The organism is Pedobacter sp. CFBP9032 (genome assembly GCF_034045265.1).
Taxonomy (GTDB): Bacteria; Bacteroidota; Bacteroidia; order Sphingobacteriales; family Sphingobacteriaceae; genus Pedobacter.
This window is the reverse complement of record NZ_JAXCWE010000011.1, coordinates 1-26397: the sequence shown is the minus strand read 5'-3', so window position 1 is coordinate 26397 and position 26397 is coordinate 1. Positions and strand designations below refer to the sequence as shown.

16 protein-coding genes and 1 rRNA gene are annotated in these 26397 nt (G+C 39.0%); 4 read left to right on the top strand and 13 right to left on the bottom strand.

Going from position 1 to position 26397, the window contains the following annotated elements; translation table 11 throughout:
* Window positions 1-2: 2 nt before the first annotated feature.
* The 9 genes from SOM16_RS18200 to SOM16_RS18160 form a co-directional block, all read right to left on the bottom strand.
* Window positions 3-2282 carry a S9 family peptidase gene (locus tag SOM16_RS18200; RefSeq protein WP_320465427.1) on the bottom strand — a complete coding sequence of 760 codons (2280 nt, stop codon included), beginning with the start codon at window positions 2280-2282 and terminating at the stop codon, window positions 3-5.
* Window positions 2283-2381: 99 nt separating this feature from the next.
* A complete protein-coding gene (locus SOM16_RS18195; RefSeq protein WP_320465426.1) occupies window positions 2382-3791 on the bottom strand; it encodes an APC family permease in 1410 nt (469 codons plus the stop codon).
* Window positions 3792-3826: 35 nt separating this feature from the next.
* Window positions 3827-5617 (bottom strand): DUF885 family protein, encoded by a 1791-nt coding sequence (locus tag SOM16_RS18190; protein WP_320465425.1) that lies wholly within the window; start codon window positions 5615-5617, stop codon window positions 3827-3829.
* A gap of 86 nt (window positions 5618-5703) precedes the next feature.
* Window positions 5704-6606: an AraC family transcriptional regulator gene (locus SOM16_RS18185; RefSeq protein ID WP_320465424.1), complete on the bottom strand. Its 903-nt coding sequence runs from the start codon at window positions 6604-6606 to the stop codon at window positions 5704-5706.
* A gap of 1450 nt (window positions 6607-8056) precedes the next feature.
* On the bottom strand, window positions 8057-9298 hold the full coding sequence (locus tag SOM16_RS18180; RefSeq protein WP_320465423.1) for an NAD(P)/FAD-dependent oxidoreductase: 1242 nt from the start codon (window positions 9296-9298) through the stop codon (window positions 8057-8059).
* A gap of 31 nt (window positions 9299-9329) precedes the next feature.
* Entirely contained in the window at window positions 9330-10331 is a 1002-nt protein-coding gene (locus tag SOM16_RS18175; RefSeq protein ID WP_320465422.1) for a 4-hydroxyproline epimerase, read from the bottom strand.
* Window positions 10328-11911: an aldehyde dehydrogenase (NADP(+)) gene (locus SOM16_RS18170; RefSeq protein WP_320465421.1), complete on the bottom strand. Its 1584-nt coding sequence runs from the start codon at window positions 11909-11911 to the stop codon at window positions 10328-10330. Before SOM16_RS18170 ends, SOM16_RS18175 begins: the two co-directional genes overlap by 4 nt.
* 12 nt (window positions 11912-11923) lie before the next feature.
* A complete protein-coding gene (locus tag SOM16_RS18165) occupies window positions 11924-12841 on the bottom strand; it encodes a dihydrodipicolinate synthase family protein (RefSeq protein ID WP_320465420.1) in 918 nt (305 codons plus the stop codon).
* 185 nt (window positions 12842-13026) lie between these two features.
* Window positions 13027-14703: a M1 family metallopeptidase gene (locus tag SOM16_RS18160; protein WP_320465419.1), complete on the bottom strand. Its 1677-nt coding sequence runs from the start codon at window positions 14701-14703 to the stop codon at window positions 13027-13029.
* Between the two features lie 311 nt (window positions 14704-15014).
* On the opposite strand from SOM16_RS18160, the gene SOM16_RS18155 reads away from it, so the two are divergent.
* Complete coding sequence (locus tag SOM16_RS18155) at window positions 15015-16979, top strand: glycoside hydrolase family 97 protein (RefSeq protein ID WP_320465418.1); 1965 nt, start codon at window positions 15015-15017, stop codon at window positions 16977-16979.
* A 170-nt stretch (window positions 16980-17149) separates the two neighbouring features.
* Here the strand turns inward: SOM16_RS18155 and SOM16_RS18150 are convergent, their stop codons facing one another.
* Window positions 17150-19909 (bottom strand): DUF5695 domain-containing protein, encoded by a 2760-nt coding sequence (locus SOM16_RS18150; protein WP_320465417.1) that lies wholly within the window; start codon window positions 19907-19909, stop codon window positions 17150-17152.
* A gap of 191 nt (window positions 19910-20100) precedes the next feature.
* The gene (locus SOM16_RS18145; RefSeq protein ID WP_320465416.1) at window positions 20101-20292 is read right to left on the bottom strand and encodes a hypothetical protein; all 192 of its coding nucleotides are present in this window, start codon (window positions 20290-20292) and stop codon (window positions 20101-20103) included.
* 294 nt (window positions 20293-20586) lie between these two features.
* On the opposite strand from SOM16_RS18145, the gene SOM16_RS18140 reads away from it, so the two are divergent.
* Genes SOM16_RS18140 through SOM16_RS18130 form a run of 3 tightly spaced genes read left to right on the top strand, consistent with a single transcriptional unit; the run spans window position 20587 to window position 23488 of the window.
* The gene (locus SOM16_RS18140) at window positions 20587-21771 is read left to right on the top strand and encodes a glycosyltransferase family 87 protein (RefSeq protein WP_320465415.1); all 1185 of its coding nucleotides are present in this window, start codon (window positions 20587-20589) and stop codon (window positions 21769-21771) included.
* Window positions 21768-22700: a glycosyltransferase family 2 protein gene (locus SOM16_RS18135; protein ID WP_320465414.1), complete on the top strand. Its 933-nt coding sequence runs from the start codon at window positions 21768-21770 to the stop codon at window positions 22698-22700. Before SOM16_RS18140 ends, SOM16_RS18135 begins: the two co-directional genes overlap by 4 nt.
* The gene (locus tag SOM16_RS18130) at window positions 22700-23488 is read left to right on the top strand and encodes a polysaccharide deacetylase family protein (protein WP_320465413.1); all 789 of its coding nucleotides are present in this window, start codon (window positions 22700-22702) and stop codon (window positions 23486-23488) included. Before SOM16_RS18135 ends, SOM16_RS18130 begins: the two co-directional genes overlap by 1 nt.
* Here the strand turns inward: SOM16_RS18130 and SOM16_RS18125 are convergent.
* Window positions 23485-25245 (bottom strand): S8 family peptidase, encoded by a 1761-nt coding sequence (locus SOM16_RS18125; RefSeq protein ID WP_320465412.1) that lies wholly within the window; start codon window positions 25243-25245, stop codon window positions 23485-23487. The genes SOM16_RS18130 and SOM16_RS18125 overlap by 4 nt on opposite strands.
* A gap of 823 nt (window positions 25246-26068) precedes the next feature.
* Window positions 26069-26180 (bottom strand): 5S ribosomal RNA (gene rrf, locus SOM16_RS18120).
* Between the last annotated feature and the right edge of the window lie 217 nt (window positions 26181-26397).

Genomic DNA, 26397 nt, shown 5'->3' with positions numbered 1-26397 from the left:
TACTATTTTGTTGGTGATACCAGGTTTACATTGGGTGTTTCGGCATTTAAAAGATGTTTAATAAAGAAATCTCTTTTCCTTCTCCGACCATAAACGCCACCATCACTGTGGCCCATGCCTGGAATACTTAAAATATCAAAATCTTTGTTGGCCTTGATTAAAGCATCAGCCAGGCGATAAGTAGATTCAGGTGGTACGTTTTCATCAGCTTCTCCTACAATCAGAAACAAATTGCCTTGAAGTTTTGCTGCATTAGTAATATTAGATTGTGCCCCGTAATGTTCTCCAACCGGATAACCCATCCATTGTTCGTTCCACCATTGTTTATCGATGCGATTATCATGACAGCCACAGGCAGATACAGCAGCTTTATAAAATTCAGGATGAAAAAGCAGGGCGCCGGTAGAATTTTGGCCGCCGGCAGATGTACCATAAATACCTACTTTATTGATGTCTGCGTTTGGATATTTTTTCGCCATGGCTTTCATCCATAAAATCCGGTCTTCGAAACCTGCATCAGCCAGGTTATGCCAGCAAACATCGTGGAAAGCTTTTGATCGGTTGGCCGTCCCCATGCCATCCATCTGCACTACAATAAAACCCAGTTCTGCCAGGCTTTGCATTTCATTGGCCGGCAAGAAACTTTTGGGCACAAAGCTATCCTGAGGACCGGCATAAATATATTCGATAACCGGATAGGTTATGTTCGGATCCATATTAGAAGGCCTGCAAATGATGCCCCAGATATCAGTTAATCCATCTCTTCCCTTAGTTACGAAAACCTCTGGCAACTTCACCCCTGTTTTCAAAAACGTTGCCGTGTCGCCGTGTTCAATTTCTTGCAAATTTTTAGTGCTTGCAGTGAGTTTTAATTTGGTAACGGGCGCAATGTTTACCTGCGAATAGGTATCAACATAGTATTTCCGGTCTGGCGAAAAGGTAAGGGTATGATTGCCTATCTCGGGCGTTAAGTTCACCAATCCCTTCCCATCAAAACCGATACGGTAATAATGGATAAAATAGGGATCTTCATCTTTGCTCATGCCACTGGCCTTAAACCAAACCTGGCGCTTTACGGCATCCACGCTATCAATATCGCGAACCACCCAATTGCCTTTAGTAATGAGTTGTTGTTTGCCTGAAATGCCATTTACAAGATAAAGATGTTGCCAGCCATCTTGCTCACTGGTATATAGAATTTCATTTGTCTTGGGCAGATAACGGGTATAAATTCTATTTTCGTAAATGAAGGTTTTTGTTTTTTCATCGATGATATTCTTGGTCTTGCCCGTTTGCACATCTACCTCAATTACCCTGAAACGCTGGTGACCGCGATCTGCTTTTTCGTAAGTATAGTATCGGTTATTACGCCAGTGTAATGGTTGCGGACTGAAAAAATCAGTTGCTTCTATATCTACTTTCTTTGAGGTTTTAGTCACCAAATCAAAAATATAAGGCTGGTAAGCGGTAAAATCATCACCTGGCTGCGCATACTCGCGAGATTTCAACTCTCCGCGTGTAGTTCCCGGAACGGAGCTTAAAACGTAATGAACTTTCTTGGTTTCCTTCGGATAAATTTTATAAGCCACCACTGTTTTACCATCCGGCGACCATTCAAAATTTCCATAAGGTTTATCTGCCGATCCATCTTTACTTATTGGCGTTTCAGCTTTCGTTGCCACATCAATTAAGATCAAATTGCCTCCGCGAATCTCCAGTTCATTTTTCCCATCAGGTGATAAACTAACCATTTTGCTTCCCTCCCAGCGTGAGCGTTTTCGCTGCAAAGGCATTTTTGGATTATAGTCAAATATGGTCGTATCGGCTGCTGGTATAATACTATAATCTGCCAGGTTTACCTGATACCATTTGTTTTCAGATTTGAGCTTTACAGTATGCTGATCAGTGAAATAAAGTTCCGCGAATTGTAGCCGCTTAGCAGATTGCTTTTTACCACTTGCTTCTGTTAGTTTCTGCGCAAGTTTTTCCGCATCAAAAGCTGATTTTCTATTGCCACTCGCTACATCAACATAAATGTATTCCCAGTTTTTATCCGGCAGGTTCTTCTTATACCAGAAAGCAGAGCCATCCTTTTTCCAGGATGGAACAATATCGTTATTGGTGGGGATGTTGCGGATAGCAGTATCCAGTTTATTTGCCCGCTGATAGGCCTGAACAATATCTGCAGCACTTGGTGCGTAGGAAGTTTGCTGAGCTAGCGCAGTAAAAGAAGTTATCGTAAAAAAAGAGGCAACAGCGAATTTTTGGATGAGGGAATTCATTTTCATTTTGCAATGTTAAGCTGTAAATATAATTTAACAAGGCCAAAAATTCCCGTTGTATTTTAATGCATAACATGATTATTTTAACCTGATTATCTATTATTTCTTGGCATTAAAGCCTTTGATTAGATAATAAACGGGAATCCCGATCAGGGTAATGATTAACCCCGGCCATGTAAATTTGGGTTTAAAAATAATTAGTAATATACAAAACGCTAAGCCCATTAAAATGTAAATGATGGGTAAAATAGGATAGCCAAAAGCTTTATATGGTCTTGCCGCATCGGGCCTTTTTTTGCGAAGAATGAAAATACCAAAAATGGTGAGCATATAGAAGCCTACTACCACGAAGGAAATCATGTCCAGTAAATCTCCATATTTTCCGCTTAAACACCATAAACAAGCAAAAACACACTGAATCCATAAACCAAAGCCCGGAACAGCATTTTTATTGAGTTGTGCTACCTTTTTAAAGAACAAGCCATCTTTCCCCATCGAATAATAAACCCTTGCACCCGCCATGATTAATCCGTTGTTACAACCAAAAGTAGAAACCATAATCATCACCGCGATGATCATCGTTCCGGCAGTGCCAAAAATGTGGCCAGCTGCAGAAACGGCCACCCGATCTTTATCTGCATAAGCGATATCATGTAAACTTAAAACACCGGTATACATCACGTTGGTTAGGAGGTAAAGTACGGTTACAATGATGGTTCCTAAAGCCAGACTCAACCCAATATTGCGCGCAGGATTTTTAATTTCACCCGCAATGAAAGTTACATTATGCCAGGAATCACTACTGAAGATTGAACCTACCATTGCCGCAGCTATTGCGCCAAAAGCAGCTAAGGTGGTATAGGGAGAGATAATTCCATCCGTATTTAACGAACCTAAATTCCACATGTTTTCCCAGTTGGCTTTCCAGATTCCTTTATCTAGAAAGAACAAACCAAACACAATTAAGCCAAAAAGGCTGAGCAATTTGGCTACCGTAAAGGTGGTTTGAATGGCTTTACCAGCGTTTACCCCACGACTATTGACGTAGGTAAGTAAAATTATTATCCCTATAGCCAGCAACTGTGCCGGTGAAATGGTAAAAAAGCCTAGATCTATCGCAACCAGATCTTCGCTGAAAGATGGCAATAAATACGCGGTAAACTTTGCGAATGCTACGCCCACAGCAGCAATAGTTGCCGTTTGGATGACAGTGAAAAAACTCCAGCCATATAAAAAGCTCACCAATGGATTATAGGCCTCCTTTAAATAAATGTACTGCCCCCCGGCTTTTGGAAACATGGCACTGAGTTCGCCATAACTTAAAGCAGCAGTAAGCGTCATAAAACCCGTTATTAACCACACCACCAATAACCAACCTGCACTGCCTACATTCCTGGTGATATCTGCACTTACGATAAAAATTCCAGAGCCGATCATACTTCCGGCAACCAGCATCGTTGCATCTAATAATTTAAGTGAGGGTTTAAAGTGTTTGGTTTCTTCTTTCATAAATTTAGTATCTTGATTTTGTGGTTCAGAATTGATTAAGGTTTAGATGTTTTGTCGTAGAACTTCCATGTGGTGGTAAAATCTCTTGTAAGTGGCTGATTGATCAAAGTTGCCCTGATCATTTCAACAGGAATAAGATTTTCTTTAATTACAGCATCATGAAATTGTTTGAAACTCATTTTGCCACCATCAACAAGTTCATTCTTTAAAGCAAAAAGCTGCAGGCCTCCGGTAAGGTAAGCCACCTGGTATAGCGGACTATAATTGCCTTGAAACGAACGACGAACTTCACCTTCTGCATTTGCACGTTCGTGCCCAACACGATCAACCAAAAAATCGATACTTTGCTGTGGTGTCCATTTACCTAAATGATAGTTTAGCGAAAACAAGATTCTTGCACATCGGTGCATGCGCCAAAACAACATTCCCATTTTTTCTTCTGGTGTTTTGGCAAAACCTTTATCATATAGCAAAAGTTCCCAATATAAAGACCAACCTTCGATACTAAAAGGCGTTTTAAAAGGATCACGGTAGCTCTTATATCGGTTGTTGATATAATATTCATAATGATGGCCAGGTAAAAGCTCATGCTGAACGGTACCTCTCGAAAAATATGGATTGTTCCCCCTCATACTCATCAGCTTATCCTCTTCTTCCATGGTATTAGTAGGATACGAAATACTAATTTCTCTTCCTCCGGTAAAAAAAGGATTGACCAGTTGTCGTTCTGCAGACATCATAACCATACCCCAGGTCTCTTCGGCCAATGCCGGAATATCAATTAGATCGTTAGCCTTAATAAACTTAAGCGCATCATCTTGTAATTTCACAATTAATTCAGGCTGTTTACCTAATGGCACATAGCTATTTTTTATTTTTTCCTGTGCTTTTTTCCAATCTTTACCAAAGCCCATTTCAACTGATGCTTTTAACAGTTCAGCATCACAAAATTTAAATTCTTTTTCAGCAAGCTCGATGAGTTCGTTTGGGGTATAAGGAATCAGCTCTGCATTTAACTGTCTGATCAATTCATCACGCCCAATTGGAAGGCCTTTAATACCCAGTTTATCATGATTAGCAGCCATCAAACTATCTTGTTTAGCTGAAAATTGTTTAGCATAATTATCTAAAGCCAGATCAACTTTTTCATAAGGTTTAGGTACCCACCAGGTAAAAGTAGGTTCGTAATTCATATAAAACTGATAAAATCCTTTTAATCGATGCTTTAAACTAATGGCAATATCAGCCGCTGTTTTTAGCCGATCTAAACTAAGTTTGGTTGTTTTATTTAAATCTGAAGATGCCGAATCAATCATCTTTACTGTAGCATTCAGTTCGGAAGCTATAAGAGCGCCATCCTTGTAAGTACCTCTTCTTCTAAGAGTTTCCAGGCTATAAATGTTATCTGCAAAAGGAAAGTACTTTACCAGCGACTTATAACTTTTTTCTTCCTGATCAAGCAGAAAAACAGAAGCTTCAATTTGTTTTTTTAAAAGTATATAATCTACTTTTCCGTATATACTAAATGTATTGAAACCTGCAGATTTTAGTTTCAGTAAATAGTCGTTATTAATTTCTTGCAAACGCTTACGCTGAACAGGACTTTTAGCCGTTGTGAGCGGTGCAGCATAGTAGCCGCCTGCCGAATAAGGATAATAAAAATCGTTAATGGCATCCACATCTCTTTGGTAACCTACAATTAGTGTCCCCATTTCGCTGGTTTGTTCGTAAAGGACAGCATTGGGGCTTTGTGCACTCAACTGGGAGGATAAAAATGTGCTAAAAAATATAAAGAAAAGTAGGCCAAGAAGTAGGCGATTACGCATGTGTGAATTGTTTAAATTGAACAATAGCATTTAACTCCGATTAAAAAAATCAGATCATTTTATTAAAAAAAAAGGACTTGTGAACTTTATACCCCCATATAGCTTACCCTGCTTACTGTATTATAGGTATCTACATAAGCCCTCGGCGACTGACCAATAATGCTTTTAAAAACCCGGTTGAAATTAGTAATGCTATTGAAGCCAGCTTTATAGGCTACGCCCGATATGCAGTCCGTTTTCTCTCCGGAAATTAAACTTTTACAAGCATCATTAATTCGTACTTCGTTCAGAAATGACACGAAGGTATGGCCGGTATGTTTTTTGAAATACCTGCAAAAGGCCTGAGGTGTCATAAATGCAACATTAGCTACATCTTCTAGTGTAATCTGACTGTTGTAATTTTCGGTAATGTAACCAATGATTTTACTCAAACGCATGCCTTCATTTTCACTTACATTTGATGAATATAAATCGGAACATAGCGGAATAGTATCATCACCGATAGATTGTAGGGCAACCATTAATTTAACAAATGCAAACAGTAGATCTGTACCAGATGCCTCGTGTACAGCAACCATTTTACCTAAAATTTCTTCTGTATGCATAAATGGCACCTTGAAGCCATGTTTATTTTTCGCTAAAAAAGAAGTGGCCATCTTCATCTCCGGAAGAGAAAACAGCGGCCCTAACGTTCCGTTTGAATTGAAATAAACCGAATATGCCGCAACAGATCGTTCGCTTTTACTTTCAAAATATTCTGGATTGCTTTTAAAAAGGTGGGGAAGCTTTGCGCCGATCACAAATATGTCGCCCTGCCTGAAAGCATGCATATCACTTCCAGCGATTAGCGTCCCCTCTCCCCTTTCGATATAAGTGATCTGCCATTCATCGTGTCTGTGCAGATATTGATAAAAATAAGGCAATTCTACGTGCTCAGAAATGACACTCTTGTCATCAGGCACAAGCATGGTAAATGGCAATACTTTCATATCAAGGTTTGGTTGGTTGTTGGTTGTTGATTATGACTCAATATAAGGATATTAACTATAAAAATTCAAAAAATCCTTTATTAGGTTAAAATCCTGCTACAATACGATAATATTCAACAAAAACCAGCTTAGAAATTTTATCCTTTAGCATTGGAAAGTAAGCCGAAAGCAACTTCAAATCAGTTTATTAAATTGATTGATGAGATTTGAGGTATTACCATTGTCAAGTGAAGTTAGCTGCACTATTAATGAAAGCAAAGGATGAGCCTCATTATTGACACCTTGCTCACTTTCAATGTTTTAAACCTATTTTTTGTTGAGAAAAAGAAGAGAGTCCTTCGGCGGCCATCCGAGGCAAGCCAGCGCAGCGGGAAAAGTTTTCGGCAGATCAGGACCCCAGCCAATATATGATTGGTTCAACTAAAATTTATTTACGCTTCGGGTTAAAAGGATTTTATCGTGTCCTGGCCGGACAGGCTTCTTTTCTTTTGACAGCAAAAGAAACAAAACTGCCGGCTCGCAATTTTTCTGTTAAAGTTAGTGAGTAGGCTTGGATATTGCCACCCCAAAAAATTGACCATGCCGGTCTAAGAGCAGAACGAAGAACAGTGGTTTGGCCTTGCTAGGTAGTGATAGCGATCGCCATACTTGTTATAAATCTAAGTCTGCACCTGCTTTCTCATCATGCTATGGCCACCCTGCTATCCGGCCTAGGAAATGATGGAAGGAGAAGCCGTTGAAATTTTCGCACCAACGTTCAAATTTCCCCACAGCCCAAGGTAGCGCGAACGGCTCCTAAAACAAATCTTCATTATAAAGCAAATCGAGCCCTTGCGCTACCGCCATTTAAATTTCGACGCGCTAATCCAACATCAGATCCAAGCCTTGATTTTTTTGTTACTTTTTTGATCAAGCAAAAAAGTAAGAGCCCTTCGGCGGCTAGCCGAGGCAAGCCAGCGCAGCGGAAAAAGTTTACGGCAAGTGATGAAACCAGCCGATAGATAATTGCTACAAAAAAAATGTCTTTTACGCTTCGGGTTTAAAGGATATTATCGTGTCCTGGCCGGACGGGCCTTCTTTCTTTTGACAGCAAAAGAAACAAAACTGCCGGCTCGCAATTTTTTTATCCAAGTCAGTAGCTGGGCTTGGTCAGTGCCATCCCAAAAAATTGACCATGCCGGTCTAAGAGCAGAACGAAGAAACGGTGGTTTGGCCTTGTTGGGTAGTGATAGCGATAGCACATCAGGTCCAAGCCTTTGTTTATTCATAAGTTGTTTATGTTTTCATAGGTATTCATGAGCTCGCAGAAAAGCTCGGTTTTGCCTCTTTTTGCCAAGAAAAAGAAGAGAGCCCTTCGGCGGCCAGCCGAGGCAAGCCATAGCGATCGCTTTAAGGTCATAGCAAGACACTATGACCAGTATTTTTTACATTAATGCCCTATTCATTTATACTAACGATTCGCCGCGAAAGAATCCACTGCCATTTCCAGGTTTTCCTCCGCAATAATCTGGCTAACTAATAAGCCTGTCGCCGGACCTAAGCTTAGCCCCATCATCCCATGCCCCGTAGCAATAATCAAATTTTTTCTATGCGTACTGCGTCCAATATATGGTAATCCATCAGGTGATGAAGGCCTGAATCCATACCAAATGTTCTTTTCATCAGGCAGCGCAGGATGTAAATCAGGAAAATATTTTGGAACAGATTCTACGATTCCTTTCACCCTTTGCATGTTTACCCTCGTATTAATCTTATCTAATTCCATCGTTCCGCCGTAGCGAATGCCACCATTCATCGGTGTAATAGCCACTCTCGCTTCGCAAAGTAAAGCCGGAATGGTTAAGCGTTGCTCTGGCTCTGGTTCCATAAAAGAATAACCTTTTCCTGGCATCAGGGAGATATTTAAATCAGCCATTTTCGCTACCGCAGGCGACCATGATCCCGTTGCAATTACATATTGATCTGCTTCCCAGGCCGTAGTACCAGTAAACACTTTCGTGATCTTATTCCCTGCTGATTCAATCTTGTCTACCTCTTTCCCACTAACCAACGAAACACCGTTAATTCTTAAATAAGCAAGTAAAGCATTCATCAGTTTGCCCGGATAAAGGTGTGCGTCGCATCTGTAATGAACAGCACCAAGCACATCAAGTTTTAAATTGGGTTGTAGTGCCTTACATTCTGCCGCACTTAAAACAGCCATATCCAACCCAAGTGCTTTGGCTTTATCGGCCAAGTGTGCTTCCTCTTCGCCAGCTTGTTCAGTTTTATAAAAAGCTAGAATGCCATTATTGGTGAGTTCAAAATTGAAGTCTGGTTCTTTTGATAGGTCTTCGTAAAGCTTTTTGCTCAGTAGTGATAAATCCCGAAGTGGTTCTGCAGATTGAGTGACATGCTTTTCTGTGGCATATTTCATAAATTTCAGTCCCCAGCCAATCAGACTTGGATTTAAAGATGGACGAACGTAAAAAGGACTTTTACTATTGAACATCCACCTAATGCCTTTGCTCAGCATTCCAGGCGCAGCCAATGGAATAAAATGACTAGGGACAATCATTCCTGCGTTTCCAAATGAACAGTTATCACTTAAATCGCCCTTATCCAAAACCGTTACTTCAAACCCTTTTTTTTGAAGATAATATGCCGACGTCAGTCCAACAATTCCTCCACCTATAACTAATACTTTCGACATTGTACTTTCCCTAATCTATAAAAACACTTTACTAAATCACCTGAAATCCATAAGCATATGGATCATCTTCAGCATCAATTTTAATTGTATTGTAACCAAAAACTTTTGCCCATCCTTCTACACTAGGAATAATAGCCTTAAAGCCAGCCAACTCGATTTCTTCCTCTACTCTTCCGGTAAATTTACTCCCGATAAAACTCTCATGGATAAAATCTTCTCCTTTGTTAAGTTTTCCTTTTGCATGCCATTGCGCCATCCGGGCTGAAGTTCCGGTACCACATGGTGATCGATCAATGGCTTTGTCACCATAAAAAACAGCATTTCTTGCAGTAGAAGTTGGGTCTAAAGTTGCTCCTGTCCAAAGCACATGGCTGCAACCATTAATAGTGGCATCTTGTGGATGAACAAAAGTATATTTCTCATTAATTCGTTTCCTGATGGTTTGACTCCAGGTAATCAATTGTGAAGCGGTATAATTCTCCAGACCAGGGAAATTGCTTTGCGGATCTACAATGGCATAAAAATTTCCACCATAAGCCACATCAAAAATCAGTGTTCCCAGGTCAGGACATTCTACCTCGAGGTTTTCTGCAGCTAGATAGGAAGCCACATTTTTTAACTTAACGGATTTAACTTTCTTACCTTCCTGCTTATATTCAATCTCAACCAGACCAGCTGGCGCTTCCATTCTGATGATTCCAGGAATTTTCGGCTGGATCAATCCTTCTTCTATAGCGATCGTAATAGTGCCAATGGTGCCATGACCGCACATAGGCAAACATCCACTGGTTTCGATAAAAAGTACAGCTACATCATTTTGAGGATCGTGAGGCGGGTAAAGAATGCTGCCCGACATCATATCATGACCTCTTGGTTCGAACATCAACCCCGTTCTGATCCAATCAAACTCCCTTAAAAAGTGTTGTCGTTTTTCGCTCATATTAGCGCCCACCAGTTGTGGTCCGCCCCCAGCTACCAACCTCACCGGGTTTCCGCAAGTATGTGCATCTACACAAAAAAAGGTTTTACTCATATGTCTTTCGTAAATTGCTGATTAACCATTCTAAAAATACCCGCCGGGTTACCGTCTTTCAATTCATCTGGTAAAAGTTCCTGTTCCCAATCCTGGTAAGCCAGCGGACGAACAAAGCGATAGATCGCTGTTGATCCTACGGAGGTGTATCTGCTATCATTCGTTGCCGGAAATGGTCCACCGTGTTGCATAGCCGCGCAAACTTCAACGCCTGTTGGCACACCATTCAGGATAATTCTACCAGTTTTATCTGTTAGTTTATGAATCAGTGATTGATATTTACTTAATTCATTTTGAGCAGCCATTACCGTAACCGTAAGTTGTCCCTGCAATACCGAAATCACTTCTTCCAATTCCTGCGGGTCCTTTGCCATCACTAATAATGAATACGGACCAAAAATTTCTTCGTGAAGGCTTGGATTTTTAATAAAGCTTGCGGCATCTACCTGTGCTACTTTCGCTTCAGACTGATTTTGCAGTTCGGCATTTTTCACGTCAGAAACTGCAAGTAATTCAACTCCCGCTTCCTCCGTAATATTTCCAGAAAGCTTTGCGTAATTTTTAGCAATTCCTGCGGTAAGCATGGTTGCAGATGGAACCACGGCAATTGCTGCAGATAGCGTTTCTTTAAATTTCTCTAAGCCTGGTGAAGCAATAGCAAGCATTAAACCTGGGTTGGTACAAAACTGACCAGCACCTAAAGTAATGGAAGCTGCATATTTTTTTGCTAATTCTTCTGCTTGATTTTCAATCGCCTCAGGGAGAAATATAATTGGGTTAATACTTCCCATTTCAGCGAAAACAGGAATAGGTTGTTTCCGTTCCTGTCCTAATTTCACCAGAGCCATTCCACCATGATAAGACCCAGTAAAGGTGACAGCTTTCGTTAATGGATGTAAAACTAAATCTGTACCCACGTGGTAAGCATCATCATAAAGCATGGAAAATACGCCTTTAGGCATGCCTGTTTTTTCAACCGCTTTGATAATTGCTCCGCCTACTAAGGCACTTGTTCCATAGTGTGCAGGATGAGCCTTAACCACCACCGGGCATCCCGAAGCAAGCGCAGAAGCAGTGTCTCCACCGGCAACTGAAAAAGCTAAAGGAAAATTACTGGCTCCAAAAACTACCACCGGGCCAATTGGAATCAGCATCCGGCGAATATCTGATCTTGGTAAAGGTTGTCTTTCTGGTAAAGCCGTGTCAATAATGGCATCTACCCAAGATCCTTCTGCAACCAGATTAGCAAAAAGCCTCAATTGGCCTGTAGTTCTCCCCAGTTCACCTTGCAATCTTGGTAAAGGCAAACCACTTTCTGCCGAAGCACGTGCCACTAACTCTTCGCCAATAGCTAAAATTTCATCTGCAATGGCATTTAGAAATGCAGCCTTTTTATCTTTATTGATATTTCTATAAACTTCAAATGCTTCAGTCGCCAAAACCAAAGCCTCATTAATCTCTTTTTCAGTGGCCTTATAAAAATCACCGTCCAGCAGTAAATCCGTTGCCGGGTTTACTGCTTTTAGGTTAATTTCATTACCATCTACATATTCACTGGCAACAATATTTTTTCCGTTCATATTTGGTTTTTATTATTTACCCCAGCTTCCTGCAGGTAATTCCGGACGAACCGCTAAGGCATCGTTTATAATTTTTAAAACTCTCTCTCTTTCTGCGCCTTCGATTGGTAGACGTGGAGCCCTAACGGCCTCTGTTCCTAAACCTGTAGCCACCTCTGCAAGTTTAATGTACTGAACCAATTTCGGGTGAATATCCAATTCCAATACAGGTAAGAACCAACGGTAAATCGTTAATGCTTCAGCAATGCGGTTTTCTTTAATCAAATTAAAAATCGCCACCGTTTCTCTTGGAAAGGCATCTACCAAACCAGCAACCCATCCATCGGCACCCATTACAATACTTTCCATTGCTAACGGATCTACACCCGTAAAGATTTTGAAACGATCACCAAAACGATTAATCAACCTGGTAACGTTAGAAACATCTCTGGTAGATTCTTTAATGGCCTGTACATTCGGATACTTTGTAAGTGCTTCAAACATATCCAGTGTTACTTCAATTTTATAATCAACCGGATTATTATAAATCATAATCGGTAACGCTGTAGCTTCTGCAATGGCTCCAAAAAAGGCTAAAGTTTCATCTGGTGATGCATAATAACGCATCGGTGGCAATAACATCAATCCTTGGGCACCTAACGATTCTGCCTTCTTAGCAACTTCAATTCCTTTTTTAGTGGTAGACTCTGAGATGTTTAATAAAACAGGCACACGACCATTAACCACTTCTAAAGTGTGAGATAATAATCCGAATTTTTCATCATCTGTAAGTACACTCGCCTCTCCTAAAGAGCCACCCAGAATGATACCATTTGCACCAGCTTCCAATTGTGCCTCGATATTTAAATCAAAAGCTGGAAAATCTAATTCATCATTTGCTGTAAATTTTGTAGTTACAGCCGGGAAAACCCCTGTCCATTTTATTGCCATTTTATATCTAATTTATATATTTTATTTTGATTGTTATCTAAATACATTTACATCACTTAAAGTTATAAACCACATCAGTGTATTTAGATGTTCGCTATTTTTATCCAAAGTTACGGCATAGCTTCAGCGTACAATTGTTGGATTTTAACCGATACCAACTATAAATACACCATTTGAGTTTGAGTTTATTTCTTGGTTTTTATGTCCAGGTAATACATCGATTCTATTGCTACTTCCGTTAATAAAGCATTTTGCCCGGATGATAATTTTGAATGCTTCCATTCTTCCGAAGGAATGATTTTCAATGTTTTAACACCTGCTTTATTAAATACTAAAGGCAGGTCAAATCCGGTTACACAATTCGTATAGCGATAGAATACTTCACCATTTTTAATGTAATATTCAAATACAGGGACTTGTGTGGTTCTTAAATATTGATCAAAAACTTTTGCATAGTTATAACCTGCCTTTTTTGAAAAGTAATTTTCTATTTGTGCAGTGGTTACCGTTTGATGATAGAAAGTTTTATTTAAACCTCTTAATATAGATCTGAAAAGTTCATCATTATTCATACTATGCCTGATGGTATGCAACATATTCCCACCTTTTGGGTACATATCTCCACTACCCTGCGCATTTACACCGTATGCAGGTATAATCGGACGATCATTCCGAATGCCTTTTCTGATGCCGTAGTTATATTCGTTCCCGGCTTGCTTACCAAAAATATAATCCACAAAAAGGGTTTCACTGTAATTGGTAAAACCTTCGTGCACCCACATATCTGCCAGGTCTTTTGTAGTAATGTTATTGCCAAACCATTCATGCCCACTTTCGTGTATGATGATAAAGTCCCATTTGATTCCCCATCCGTTACCAGACATATCTCTTCCCAAATAGCCAAACTTGTATTTGTTGCCATAAGAAACTGCCGATTGATGTTCCATTCCGGTATGCGAAGCATCAATTAACTGATAACCATCTTCATAGAATGGATATGGACCAAACCAGTGCTCAAAACTTTTCAGCATTTTATGTACCTGGTCTGGCATATAAGTTTTAGCCTTATTTAAATTATAATCCAACACCCAGTAATTGATATCAAGCTTTCCTTTTTCGCCAGGATATTCTTCCTTAAAGTTGACATATTTACCGATGTAGGGAATAATGCAATAGTTGCTGATGGCGTTTTGTACATTGTACTTATAGGTAACAGTACCATCATTATTATGATTCTTAAAAACAAGTCTTCCATTTGCAACGCCTACCAGCGTATCTGGAATAGTCATCGTTAAAGAGGCGCCTAAATCTGGCTCATCGCTTTGATGGTCTTTGTTGGGGTACCAAACTGAAGCACCTAAACCCTGGCAGGCAACCGTCATCCATGGCCGGGATAAGGAATCGGTGGTGAAGATGAAACCACCATCCCAGGGCGCACGTTTCGCCTGGTGTACGGCACCATGATAAAATATTTTCACCCGGTTTACTTCCGCATTATTCTGAGCAGGAACCTGTGCATACCATACACTTCCAACATGCTCAAAAGTTAACTTTGATTTTTCGTTAAACCAGATACTGTCGATAAGAAGTGGTTCCTGAAGATCGATTTGCATCCTTGTTTTCCCATCATTGGCTTTTACCACCTTGTACAAAATTTCGTTTGATCCTGATATGGTTTTATTGATATAATCTGCCTTAAAGGCCAGCTCATACCGCTGAACATCCCACCATGTCCGTTCTGAATTGAGGCTTCCCCTAAGCGTATCTGCCAGGGTGTAAACTGGCGTTTTAACCTGAGCAAAAACAGCTAGGTTGCAGAAGAGAATAACCAGGACAAGAACTTTACGTATCAAAATTTTCATTATGGTGGAATTAAATAAGTACGATGATGGGCTTTAGAAATACGAAGATGACCAAAGCAGAGTTTAATAAATAATTTTTGGATCAATCGGATAAAATACGAGAAGTATCAGCCAATTAGTGGCAACTGCTATGGTACTAAAATCACTTCAATTTAGTCAATTTTCAAAATTTCGGGTTAAAATACGCACAACAATTGCAAATTATAGTCATTTATAGCTCCCATCTTTTTCTTAGTTTAGTAAGCAATAAATTCTACCAAATATCAATACAGCGGAAAAATTAATCCTTCCACATTTATTTTGAACCACACATGAATAAAAAACTTTTTGCCTTTATTTTCAGCATCTGCATTTTTGGAGCTGCATTTGGAAAAGACCTTCAAATTAGTTCTCCCAATCGAAAAATAAAAATTAACATTAGTTTAGGCCAGAAAATTACCTGGAGTATTAAGTACGGTACGGGAACAATTTTGCAACCGAGTCAGCTGGCCATGCTTCTTAAAAATAACCTGCAACTGGGCGTTAATCCGATTTTACTCCACCAAAAACAAAGCACACACCAGGAGGCATTAACCGCTGAAATTCCGGTAAAAAGCAAAAAGATAAACAATATTTACAATGAATTGAAACTAGATTTTAAAGGAAACTATAGTGTTTATTTCAGGGTATATGATGACGGTGTTGCCTATCGCTTTGAAACAACACTTGGCAAGCAAACTATAGAAGTTGAAAATGAAATTGCAGATTTTGATTTTGGATCAAACAACCGGGTGTTCTGGCCTTTGGAAAGTGATCCAAACTTTCTTTCACATTTCGAAAGTTTGTATAAAGATTCTACCTTAAACGCCTTCAGCAGTCAGCAACATGCAGCTTTACCCATGCTGGTTTATTCTCAGTCTGGAATCAAAATGTTAGTTAGCGAAGCTGATCTTTATGATTATCCCAATATGTTTTTATTTGGTACCGGAACCGGAAAACTTACGGCTGCACATCCTAAAAACATTGCTACAAGTACTCCAGTCAGAGATCGAGATATCAAAATCACTAAATTAGAAAGTCATATAGCAAAAACTACAGGTCAGCGTAAATTCCCATGGAGAAGTATTGCCATTTGTGCAGAAGATAAGGATTTACTCGTAACCAATCTCACTTATAAGCTGTCAAGTTCATCCATTATCGACGATCCAAAATGGATAAAACCAGGTAAAGTAGCCTGGGATTGGTGGAATGATAATAATATTTATGGTGTCGACTTCAAATCCGGTATCAATACCAAAACCTATAAATATTACATTGATTTTGCTGCTCAATTCGGTCTGGAATATATTATGCTGGATGAAGGCTGGACGAAAACAACTACTGATTTGACACATACCGCATCAGATATCGATTTACAGGAAATCATCGACTATGGAAAGTCAAAAAATGTGGGCGTTTGGCTTTGGACTTTATGGGGGCCGCTGGATAAGGATATGGATAACATCTTATCAAAATATAAAAAGTGGGGAGCGGCAGGGATTAAAGTTGATTTTATGGCGAGAGCAGATCAATATATGGTAAACTTTTATGAGCGCGTAGCAGCAACTGCGGCGAAATATCAGTTAATGGTTGATTTGCACGGTGCTTACAAACCGGTGGGATTGAATCATAAATATCCGAATGTTTTGAGTTATGAAGGTGTACGCGGAGCTGAAAATAACAAGTGGAGTGCAGAGATTACGCCCACCCATAATGTAACTTTACCCTTTATCAGAATGGCTGCCGGCCCAATGGATTATACGCCAGGAGCTATGATTAATGCAACTAAAAAGAACTTCAATATTGTTTTTAGCGAGCCTATGAGCATGGGAACCCGGGCACATCAGGCGGCAATGTGTGTGATGTATGAAAGTCCGTTACAAATGCTGGCTGACAATCCTTCCAATTATTTAAAAGACACTTTATTCATAGCCTTTATTTCTAAAATTCCAACCGTATGGGATGAAACTATTGCACTTGATGGTAAGGTTGGCGAATATGCTTTGATTGCCAGAAAGAAAGACAACAAATGGTACGTCTCCGGAATGACCGATTGGAATTCAAGAACCTTGACTCCAAAACTTTCTTTTCTTGATGGCAAGTCTTATCAGATGGAGATTTTAAGTGATGGCATAAATGCCGATAAACATGCCGCTGATTATAAAATCACCTCATCGAAGGTGACCAAAGCAGACAAAATTGATATCCAAATGGAAAAAGGCGGTGGTTGGTGCGCCATCTTAACGCCAATCAACTAATTGAATTAGGGTTTACGCTGTAAATCTATCGAAACAATCAGCAGCCAATATCAAATTGCATAAAAATAGGTCTTAGCGAAATGCTAAGACCTATTTTGAATTCATCTACGTCTATCTATCAGTTGTATGACCCCACCGACCGAAATAATGAATGCCTCATTTTTGTTATTTTATTGCTGAATCAATACTTCAGTGGTTCCTGTTTTAGAAAGATTAATCAGCGTCGCACCTCTTTCTTTTTTACCCGTTGTCTTAATTTCATAAGTGGCCACATTCGGTAGTTTTGCAGGCTGCGCAATTCTAATCACCGCGGCTGCCGTGTATTGATCTGCTTTTTCCAACTTCAAACGTACTTCACCCGTAGAAATATTATAGCTTAGAGATTCTATTTTACCAGCGTCTAAGGAAATCCAAAGCCCGATTGGCGCCAGATAAACGGATGATTTTGCCGCCGTTGTGATAGCCACTGTTACGGTGTTGTTCTCTTTGATCAGGTTTCCACCGAAAGCCAGCCATCCAAATTCGGGATGATTCAGAATATAAGATGAAGTATTTACCGCATAGCCAAAAAATCCGGAGCCATAATCACCCGTAATGCCGTCGTTTTTAAGCGTGGAAGGATAAGCATGGAAAGCAGCTGGTGCAAATCCATCATGGGTAATATTAGAAATAGAACCCAGCAACCCACCATAACCTGCACGCAAGAGATAAAAGTCGTTTGGATTTTTGCGATAATCCATTAATACCGGAATTGAATTTAAGGCAGAGCCGTAATGATGGATCATTCTTTCAATGCGTTGAAGTTTGCCTCCATATAGAAAATCCCAGTAACGGCGGGCATTTCCATTGTAAGCCCAATGCGGCATCACCGGCATATAAGCTAAAATAGCATCAAGTGTTACCTTGGCTTTATCTTCGTAACCAAAATAATTCGACCATACATAAACTTCCTCTTGCCCGGTAGAATCCCAAGGCATTTCGCTGCCAAAAGGATATTCAAGCGATCGCCAGTGATCAGCACGTTTTTTCATCGCATCAGAAAGTTTATTGGCTTCATCAGTCAAACCTTCATTTTTAAGATCGGTTAAAATCAGGTAGAATATAGTTCCCTCCATCTGTCCGAACTGTGCATAGTAAGGCGCTATATTTACCATTGCCATTCCAGTTTCTGCAGCATCAATTAAATGTTGTTTCCAACTATCCTTTGCGACTAAGCCCGTGTAATTTCGGGCCAAACGATACATTATCCAATGTGCAGCCGCCACATGAGGGTAATTATATGATCTCCCTAAATTATTAGCTTCCTTACTTGGCCATGCAGACCAGGTTTTGAAATTAATGTCTTTTGCATAAGTATTCTTCGGCATCGAATCTGGTTCATAGAAAAACAGACTTTTTTTCACTCCATATTTCTGTGGTCCTTTTTTCAACTGGATATTGCCGAACATTACTGTATCTACGAATTTTTGTAATTTATCTATTTCAGTCTTATCAGGATTTACAAGCTGTTTCATAATGGCACCCAGCCACGATCCCGCTCCGCCCTCATCACTTAAACCTGCAATCCATGCCCTGTTATCCTGCACTACTTGTTGCTGCTTTTCATTATCATAAGTAATTACAGATGGCGAACGTTTAAAAACATCATCAGGTTGATCAAACCACTGTTTGGTCGTTAAGAAATTTCCGTAACTGGCGATGACCTCACTTTCCGGCTCTATAACTTTATAATTTATGGTTTGTTCCAGGCCATCTTCGTAAACGATTGTGAGTCTGGCTCTACCCCAGGTTTGGCCTTTAACCGAATAGCTCTTCCATCCATTCTTTGTCGTTCCTAAAGTGCTTATTGCTAAAGCCTCGTGAGGAAATGAAGTGATTGACTTTATTTTTTTCGTATAGTTGATGTATAACTTCGCATCTACATCTTTAGGTAATACATAACCTGGGATTGAAACTGCAACAGGGCGTTTATTTTCAATTAACTTGCTTTCAATATCTTTTGCACTGCCAGAGAGGATAAATTGAAGTGCATAAGTTTTAGTCTCATTTGGTTTTAAAATGATGGATGTAGGTACATTCCATTGATCTGCACTTTTCCACTCATTTTCTGCATAAGCTTTACTATAAACCATCCACTCGTAAAAACCCTCGAAGGCAATTCCACGTGGCGTACGGTCATCATTTAATGGATTGTAAGCTTCAAATGGTGTCTTACCAACAGGCGCAACAATTAATGATGGCGCTTGTCCGCTTAATCTCGTTACCTGGAGATAACCGGCATCTTTACCAATATAAGGATCGTAAAAGACGTTCTTGGCATGGGTTTGCTCCAACGTTCTCCCTTCCAGTATATTATCAAAAATCATCGGAATTCCCAATGCACCGATTTCTACATCGCCAGCTGTTTTATTTTTAATTTCGAATTTCAAAGTCAGTTTACCCTCATTCATTTCCCAGCTACGGATAATCTGCAATGGAATATCTGCTGGTAAGGTGGAGGCCAAATCTGCTGATGCAAGTACTTTACCTTTAACATTAATGGCTTTTACAGGCATGCGTTTAGCTGCCGTACTAAAACTTTTCCAGCTTTGATCAGCTCCTGATTTAATTCTCAGGTTGATATCACCTAAATGGTACAAACCATCCGAACTTCTAACTTTTAAACTATCACTAGGCGTAAAATCGAAATCTTTTATATTTTTTGGTAGAAGCCCAGCTACGGTTTGAGATGACCTAACCAGTTTTAAATCAAATGCACCAGCATCATACACTTTATAGCCATTTTCTAAGCCCAATGTAGATGGCTTTTTAGCTAAATTAATCCATGGCGATTGTGCTGCTGCAATTGCTGAAAGGAATGAAAATAGAATGGTAAGGATTAATAAGGATAATTTGTTATTGCTAAATGGAAATTTAGGCGTGCTGTACATGGCTATTAATTTAAAAACGATAACGATTGGTGTAAATCAAAAATAGTCTTTAAAAAATTAAGGGATAAGCATCGCTACCCATTTAGATAAAATTGGTAAAGGATTGGCTTAATTATGGTATAAAAAACACAGAAGATTAGAATCTGAAATACAGTTCTACTTCATAAGGTTAGCCGGAAATACAGATGAAATTAGAAAAGTTTCCTAAAAAGAAGATTAAAAAACCATTGATACAAATTTTTATCTTTTAATTGGCTAGAGCTTTTAACAGTTTGCGGGCAATATTTCGCTGCTTTTTGAATATCAATAAATGTTTTCTTACCAGAAACCGCATGACTTTCAACTTCAAATACACCAAAATGAGATATTACACAGTTTTCCATAGCTTATTTATAGTAAATCACGCCGAAAAGTTGAACAAAAAAGAACTTTAAACTTAATTAAACCTAAAACGACTTATATATCAACTATTAAATTTGAAGATACTCATTAAAGACGACAATGTTTCAAAAATTAAATCTGTATCGGATATTTTACGCCATAAGTCGCTCAATTTTTAATAAAATATCTTCGCCTCGAAAATATCGTACATTCAATTTTATTCCTCAGAGTTGCTTATGCACTCTATATCTCAGCCAACGAATCACTAATTTATTTATATTTGCCGAACTAATTATATGAGCCTCGCAAATCAATCCCTCTTTCCGAAGATTATTACAATCTTGAGGAAAAAACAGGTCATTTTCGCTGTATATATCCTTTTGGCTATCATCGCGAGCAGCAAGCAATATTTACATCATTCATACAACAATTACCTGATTTTCAAATATGTTTATTGGCACACTGTCGATCTGCAAAATTTGTATAGTAATTACGCAGCGTACAATGACAGTAACCATTACGGAATAGTTTTTTCTTTACTCATTGCGCCTTTTGCGTTGTTGCCCGACGGATTGGCGATGTTTTTATGGAACATAGTTAATGTGTTGGTTTTACTTTGGGGAATTTATAGCTTACCCATTTCTTTGCATAAACGGACGATTGTAGCCTGGATTTGTGCCCACGAAACTCTCACGGCGCTCTTTAGCTTTCAATTCAACATCGCGCTTACGGGGTTGATGTTACTGAGTTTCTCTTACCTGATCAAAAAAGAGGAAATTAAATCAGCATTTTTTATCGCACTAGGTACGTTGATTAAGTTATATGGGATTGTTGGTTTGGCATTTTTCTTCTTTACAAGGCAAAAACTTAGATTCATTCTAGCTGGTTTGGGGGCATTTTTAATTCTCTTTCTATTGCCGATGACCATCTCGTCGCCATCCTTTGTAATCCAATCTTACGCAGACTGGTACCAATCCCTTGTTCATAAGAATACTGCCAATGCATCACTTACTTCATTTCAGGATATTTCCATTATGGGTATGTGCAGAAGGATTAGCGGTAATATCAATATTCCGAACGGCCCATTTCTTTTATCTGGCTTAGTACTATTTGCGCTTCCTTATTTTCGAATCAAACAGTATAAATACCTGGCTTTTCGGCTAATGTTATTGGCTTCTACATTAATTTTCACGGTTATCTTTAGCAGTGGCTCAGAGTCGCCTACTTACATTATCGCTTTTGCAGGTGTAGCCATTTGGTTTATTGTACAGCAAGATCCAAAAAGAACCTGGATAATTGCACTATTTATATTTGCTTTTGTACTCACCAGCTTATCACCAACTGATATTTTACCTAGGGCGGTAAAAGATTTTATTCGCCTATATTCACTCAAAGCACTACCTTGTGTCATCATTTGGATAACGATTGTTTATCAAATGCTAAAAGAAAATTTTGAGTCTTATCCGATGACCGAAGAATGAAAAGATTAGTTTCAATCGTGATCCCAGCATACAACGAGGCTGATAATATTTTTGTGATTTGTGAAAGCCTTAAAAACGTTTTCGCTGAAATTAATTTCAATTACGAAGTCATCCTGGTTGATGATGGTAGTTCAGATCACACCTTAAAAAAAATTCAGGATTATGTAGCAATGGCTGATAATATTTTCTTTTTGGAATTCTCCAGAAACTTTGGTCACCAGGTGGCCGTGAAAGCTGGTATGGACCATGCCTTTGGCGATTGTGTTATTTCAATGGACTGCGATATGCAACATCCGCCAACGCTGATTCCGGAAATGCTAAAAAAATGGGAAGAAGGTTATGAAGTAGTTTATACGATAAGAGAGGAAGATAAAAGCCTTTCTAAAGGAAAACGAAGTTCATCAAACCTTTTTTATAAAACCCTTAATTTATTGTCAGATATAGAACTGGAACCAGGTGCGGCCGATTTCCGTTTGTTAGATCAAAAGGTTATTAACGTATTCAGAAATTTTAACGAAAATGAACCCTTCCTGCGTGGACTGGTTAAATGGCTTGGGTTTAAGCAATATGCTATAAAATACAATCCTGCTGCCCGTTTTTCAGGCAAAAGTAAATATACTATCAAAAAAATGTTCCGGCTCGCGCTGCACGGTGTTACCTCATTTAGTATTAAACCGCTCTATTCAGCGGTTTACTTAGGTTTCATATTCTCATTTGCGTCAGTACTATATATTCCATATGTTATTTATGCTTTTGTAAACAATGTGGAAGTTTCTGGCTGGGCATCGATGCTGATGACGATTGTTTTCTTTGGAGGGCTTCAGTTGATCATTTTGGGCATTATTGGAATCTACGTGGGTAAAATGTTTATGCAAACTAAAAACCGACCTAATTATATTATTCGTTCAACCAATATACAGCAGCATTAATGGTTCTTTTAAGTTTTGATATTGAAGAGTTCGACATGCCTTTTGAGTATGGGAAAGAGATTTCTTTTGCTGACCAGATTTCAATCTCCAGAGCAGGAACAATCGCTATTTTAGATCTTTTAGATAAGCACAAAATTAAAGCAACTTTTTTTTGTACCGTTACTTTTGCCGAAAATGTACCTGATTTAATCGAACGAATTACAAAAACTGGTCATGAATTAGCTTCACATGGCTATTATCATTCCGATTTTAAACCAGAACATCTTTTAAAATCTAAGGTAAGGCTACAGGAATTATCCGGGCAAGAAATAAGTGGTTATCGCATGGCCAGGATGATGCCTGTTGATGAGCAAGAAATAGAAAAAGCAGGGTATTTATACAATACGTCTATTAACCCTACTTACTTACCAGGGCGATATAATAATTTTAATGTTTCCAGAACGCATTTCAGGAAGCAAAATGTATTACAAATCCCGGCTTCCGTAAGTCCGGTGATCAGATTTCCTTTATTTTGGCTTTCTTTCCATAACCTTCCGCTGAGTATTTATAAATCTCTGACAAAATGGACTTATAAAAAAGATCAATACCTAAATATTTACTTCCATCCATGGGAATTTACAGACCTGGACGATTTTGAACGATTTGGCTTTCCAGGATATGTAAGGAAAAATACAGGGTCGAAAATGATCAATAGAATGGACAACCTGATCAGTTGGATGAAATCAAACAGATATCCCTTTGGAACCTTTCAGGAGTTTATCGGTGAGTTAGAAAATATGCCTGTCTAGTAAGTCTCTGCGAGCTTCAAGGCATTATATGCGTTCACAATACCACCACTTATACAAATTTCGCTAAATAAAGCCCTTGTATTCTCACCCTTTTCATTTTTATATTTAACCTTATGATTTACTTTGGTAACAGATTTTATAATGATCTCCCTAACCTGAGCCGGGTTTAGTTTCGGATAATAACTCAAAATTAGTGCTGCTAAACCAGAAACAACTGGCGACGCCATACTCGTTCCATCCAAATCTTCATACTTACCATCCGGAACTGTAGCGTTAATTAAAAAACCGGGCGCAAAAACATCAACAGTATATTTTCCATAATTAGAGAAATCTGCTTTTAGAGTTTCATCATCTTTATAAGCACTTGCACCAACTTCTATCCAGTTACTTGCACTTGGAAGTTTAAACTTTGCCGAATCTACCGGAGCAGTCTTAATAATAGCACTATTCATTGGAGGCCTCATGCCCATGCTATTTTGTCCCATCGGTTTTGGTGGGGTAAAATCAGGTTTAGCAGGTTTACGATGTGCTACTTTATAGGCTTCAGCCTCTGGACTTTCAAAGTATTTATTTGGGAAGTTTTCTTCTATATCATTATTTTGATTATCGTTACCAGCAGCATGAACCAATAATACACCTTTTAATTCTGCATATTTTACCGCCTCATCAACTACTTTTTTGTCCCATTTATAAGCTTTTCCGAAACTCATGTTTATCACACGTGCACCATTATCTACCGCATACCTGATTCCGTTGGCTACATCCTTGTCACGTTCATCACCTGTTGGCACAACCCTGATGGCCATAATACGCACATTATTGGCTACGCCTGAAATTCCGAGGTTATTCGTCCTGTCCGCTCCAATAATTCCGCTAACATGAGTTCCGTGCATGGCATCCGGCCCTTTAACATCAGCATTACCATATTTACGTTCATTACTATTTGAATAATCATCTCCAACGAGCTCAGCCCTCATATCATACTTTGGATTAAGATTATACTTCAACATGGCATCATATTGTTTGTAGCCATCTTTAATACTTTTATAGAATTTCTCAAAGCTCCCGTCTTCCTTGGAACCTTTGCGAATAATGGTCTTAACTTGTTCTTCAACGTCATCATCAGCCTTATACCTTTCAACATCTTCATATGTTGGCACTTGTTTGTTGCTTCCTTTAGCGGCAGAATCAAGAACTTTATTAATGGCTACTAACACAGAAAAGGTATTGCTGGCATCTTCATATTTTTTACCGAAGTCGCCAACCATTTTTTTATACAACCGAAATTCTTCCTTTTGATTGCTATCCAGTGGAGTTAGGTTTGTTGTTGACTGATATTTAGGCGTATAAATTCTAAGCAATCGAATAAGTTCTAAATTATCAAATTCCAGATTACCTTTTTTAGAACCGATAAAGTTCCAGCCATGAATATCATCTATATAGCCATTACCATCATCATCTATACCATTGCCTGGAATTTCCTTGGCATTTGTCCATAGAACGGATGTTAAATCAGGATGAGAAATGTCTACACCCCCATCAATAACAGCAACAATAATCTGCTCCTTAGGCTGCTTATCTTTTAGGATCTCCCGGTAAGCTTTCTCTGTGCTGATACCAAAGTATCTATTGTCTATTAGATCCAGGTTGAACCAGTTAGCAGGAAGTTTTACATTTTTACTTTGTGCGAAAACACCAATTTGTATGCAGAGGAAAAAAGCAATTAAGAATACTTTTGTATGGTTGATTTTGATCATGTCAAGATGTACGTAATAGTACAATAATACGGTTTTATTGCTTTGACGCTTGAAGAATTTACATTTTTTAACATAGAAAATAAATGGAGATATAGGTAAAGAATATTTTGCAATCCTTTTTCATTGCTCATTTTGGTTTTTTGATTCATCTGTAAAAAGATCCTGAATCAATTTCAGGAGGACATACGACGGATGATGCGAAGAATAGGCTTTTAACTTTCTGCTTTGACCTTTAGTCTTTACTCTTTGTTCCTTGCTCCTTAGTCATCTGTAAAAAGATCCTGAATCAACTTCAGGAGGACGTACCGAGAACTATGCGAAGAATCGGCTTTGGCTTTCTGCTTTCATCTTTACTCTTCGTTCCTTGCTACTTAGTCATCTGTAAAAAAGATCCTGAATCAAGTTCAGGAGGACGTACCGAGAACTATGCGAAGAATCTACTTTTAGCCTTCTGCTTTGACCTCTAGTCTTTACTCTTTAGTCCTTGCTCTTTAGTCATCTGTAAAAAAAGATCCTTAATCAAGTTTAGGAGGACGTACCGTGAACTATACGAAGAATCAGCTTTTGGCTTTCTGCTTTGACCTTTAGCCTTTATTCTTTGTTCCTTGCTCCTTAATCATCTGTAAAAAGATTCTGAATCAAGTTCAGCAGGACGTGCGACGGATTATGCTAATGTTCTACTTTTAGTTTTCTGCTTTGACCTTTAGTCTTTCAGCTTTGATCTTTACTCCTTGCTCTTTGTTCCTTCTTCTTACAAACGCAGAAACCCCTGCAGTTGTTACTGCAAGGGTTCTTTGTTAAATGCCTTTTTGAGGCTTTTAAGATTTGGCACCGACCTACTCTCCCACGTGTTACCGCAGTACCATCGGCTCTGGTGGGCTTAACTTCTCTGTTCGGAATGGGAAGAGGTGGACACCACCGATATAGGCACCTAAATACTTTTATTTGAGCTGAAAGGACAAAGCTCAAAGCTTAAAGCTACTGTATTTCGCTTTACTCTTTAGTCTTTTAGCTTTCCGCTTAAATGACATATTATTGAAAGAAGTTATTTTCGAAGAACAAACAACAAGTCTGTTTTGCTTTGAAAGCTTCGGATGATTAGTACTACTCGACTGTGCTGTCGCCAACTTTACATCTGTAGCCTATCAACGT

Bases quoted from the DNA above. Each gene is read 5' to 3' on its own strand.
- SOM16_RS18200 (WP_320465427.1), bottom strand. From the start codon at position 2,282: ATGAATTCCCTCATCCAAAAATTCGCTGTTGCCTCTTTTTTTACGATA.
- SOM16_RS18195 (WP_320465426.1), bottom strand. From the start codon at position 3,791: ATGAAAGAAGAAACCAAACACTTTAAACCCTCACTTAAATTATTAGAT.
- SOM16_RS18190 (WP_320465425.1), bottom strand. From the start codon at position 5,617: ATGCGTAATCGCCTACTTCTTGGCCTACTTTTCTTTATATTTTTTAGC.
- SOM16_RS18185 (WP_320465424.1), bottom strand. From the start codon at position 6,606: ATGAAAGTATTGCCATTTACCATGCTTGTGCCTGATGACAAGAGTGTC.
- SOM16_RS18180 (WP_320465423.1), bottom strand. From the start codon at position 9,298: ATGTCGAAAGTATTAGTTATAGGTGGAGGAATTGTTGGACTGACGTCG.
- SOM16_RS18175 (WP_320465422.1), bottom strand. From the start codon at position 10,331: ATGAGTAAAACCTTTTTTTGTGTAGATGCACATACTTGCGGAAACCCG.
- SOM16_RS18170 (WP_320465421.1), bottom strand. From the start codon at position 11,911: ATGAACGGAAAAAATATTGTTGCCAGTGAATATGTAGATGGTAATGAA.
- SOM16_RS18165 (WP_320465420.1), bottom strand. From the start codon at position 12,841: ATGGCAATAAAATGGACAGGGGTTTTCCCGGCTGTAACTACAAAATTT.
- SOM16_RS18160 (WP_320465419.1), bottom strand. From the start codon at position 14,703: ATGAAAATTTTGATACGTAAAGTTCTTGTCCTGGTTATTCTCTTCTGC.
- SOM16_RS18155 (WP_320465418.1), top strand. From the start codon at position 15,015: ATGAATAAAAAACTTTTTGCCTTTATTTTCAGCATCTGCATTTTTGGA.
- SOM16_RS18150 (WP_320465417.1), bottom strand. From the start codon at position 19,909: ATGTACAGCACGCCTAAATTTCCATTTAGCAATAACAAATTATCCTTA.
- SOM16_RS18145 (WP_320465416.1), bottom strand. From the start codon at position 20,292: ATGGAAAACTGTGTAATATCTCATTTTGGTGTATTTGAAGTTGAAAGT.
- SOM16_RS18140 (WP_320465415.1), top strand. From the start codon at position 20,587: ATGAGCCTCGCAAATCAATCCCTCTTTCCGAAGATTATTACAATCTTG.
- SOM16_RS18135 (WP_320465414.1), top strand. From the start codon at position 21,768: ATGAAAAGATTAGTTTCAATCGTGATCCCAGCATACAACGAGGCTGAT.
- SOM16_RS18130 (WP_320465413.1), top strand. From the start codon at position 22,700: ATGGTTCTTTTAAGTTTTGATATTGAAGAGTTCGACATGCCTTTTGAG.
- SOM16_RS18125 (WP_320465412.1), bottom strand. From the start codon at position 25,245: ATGATCAAAATCAACCATACAAAAGTATTCTTAATTGCTTTTTTCCTC.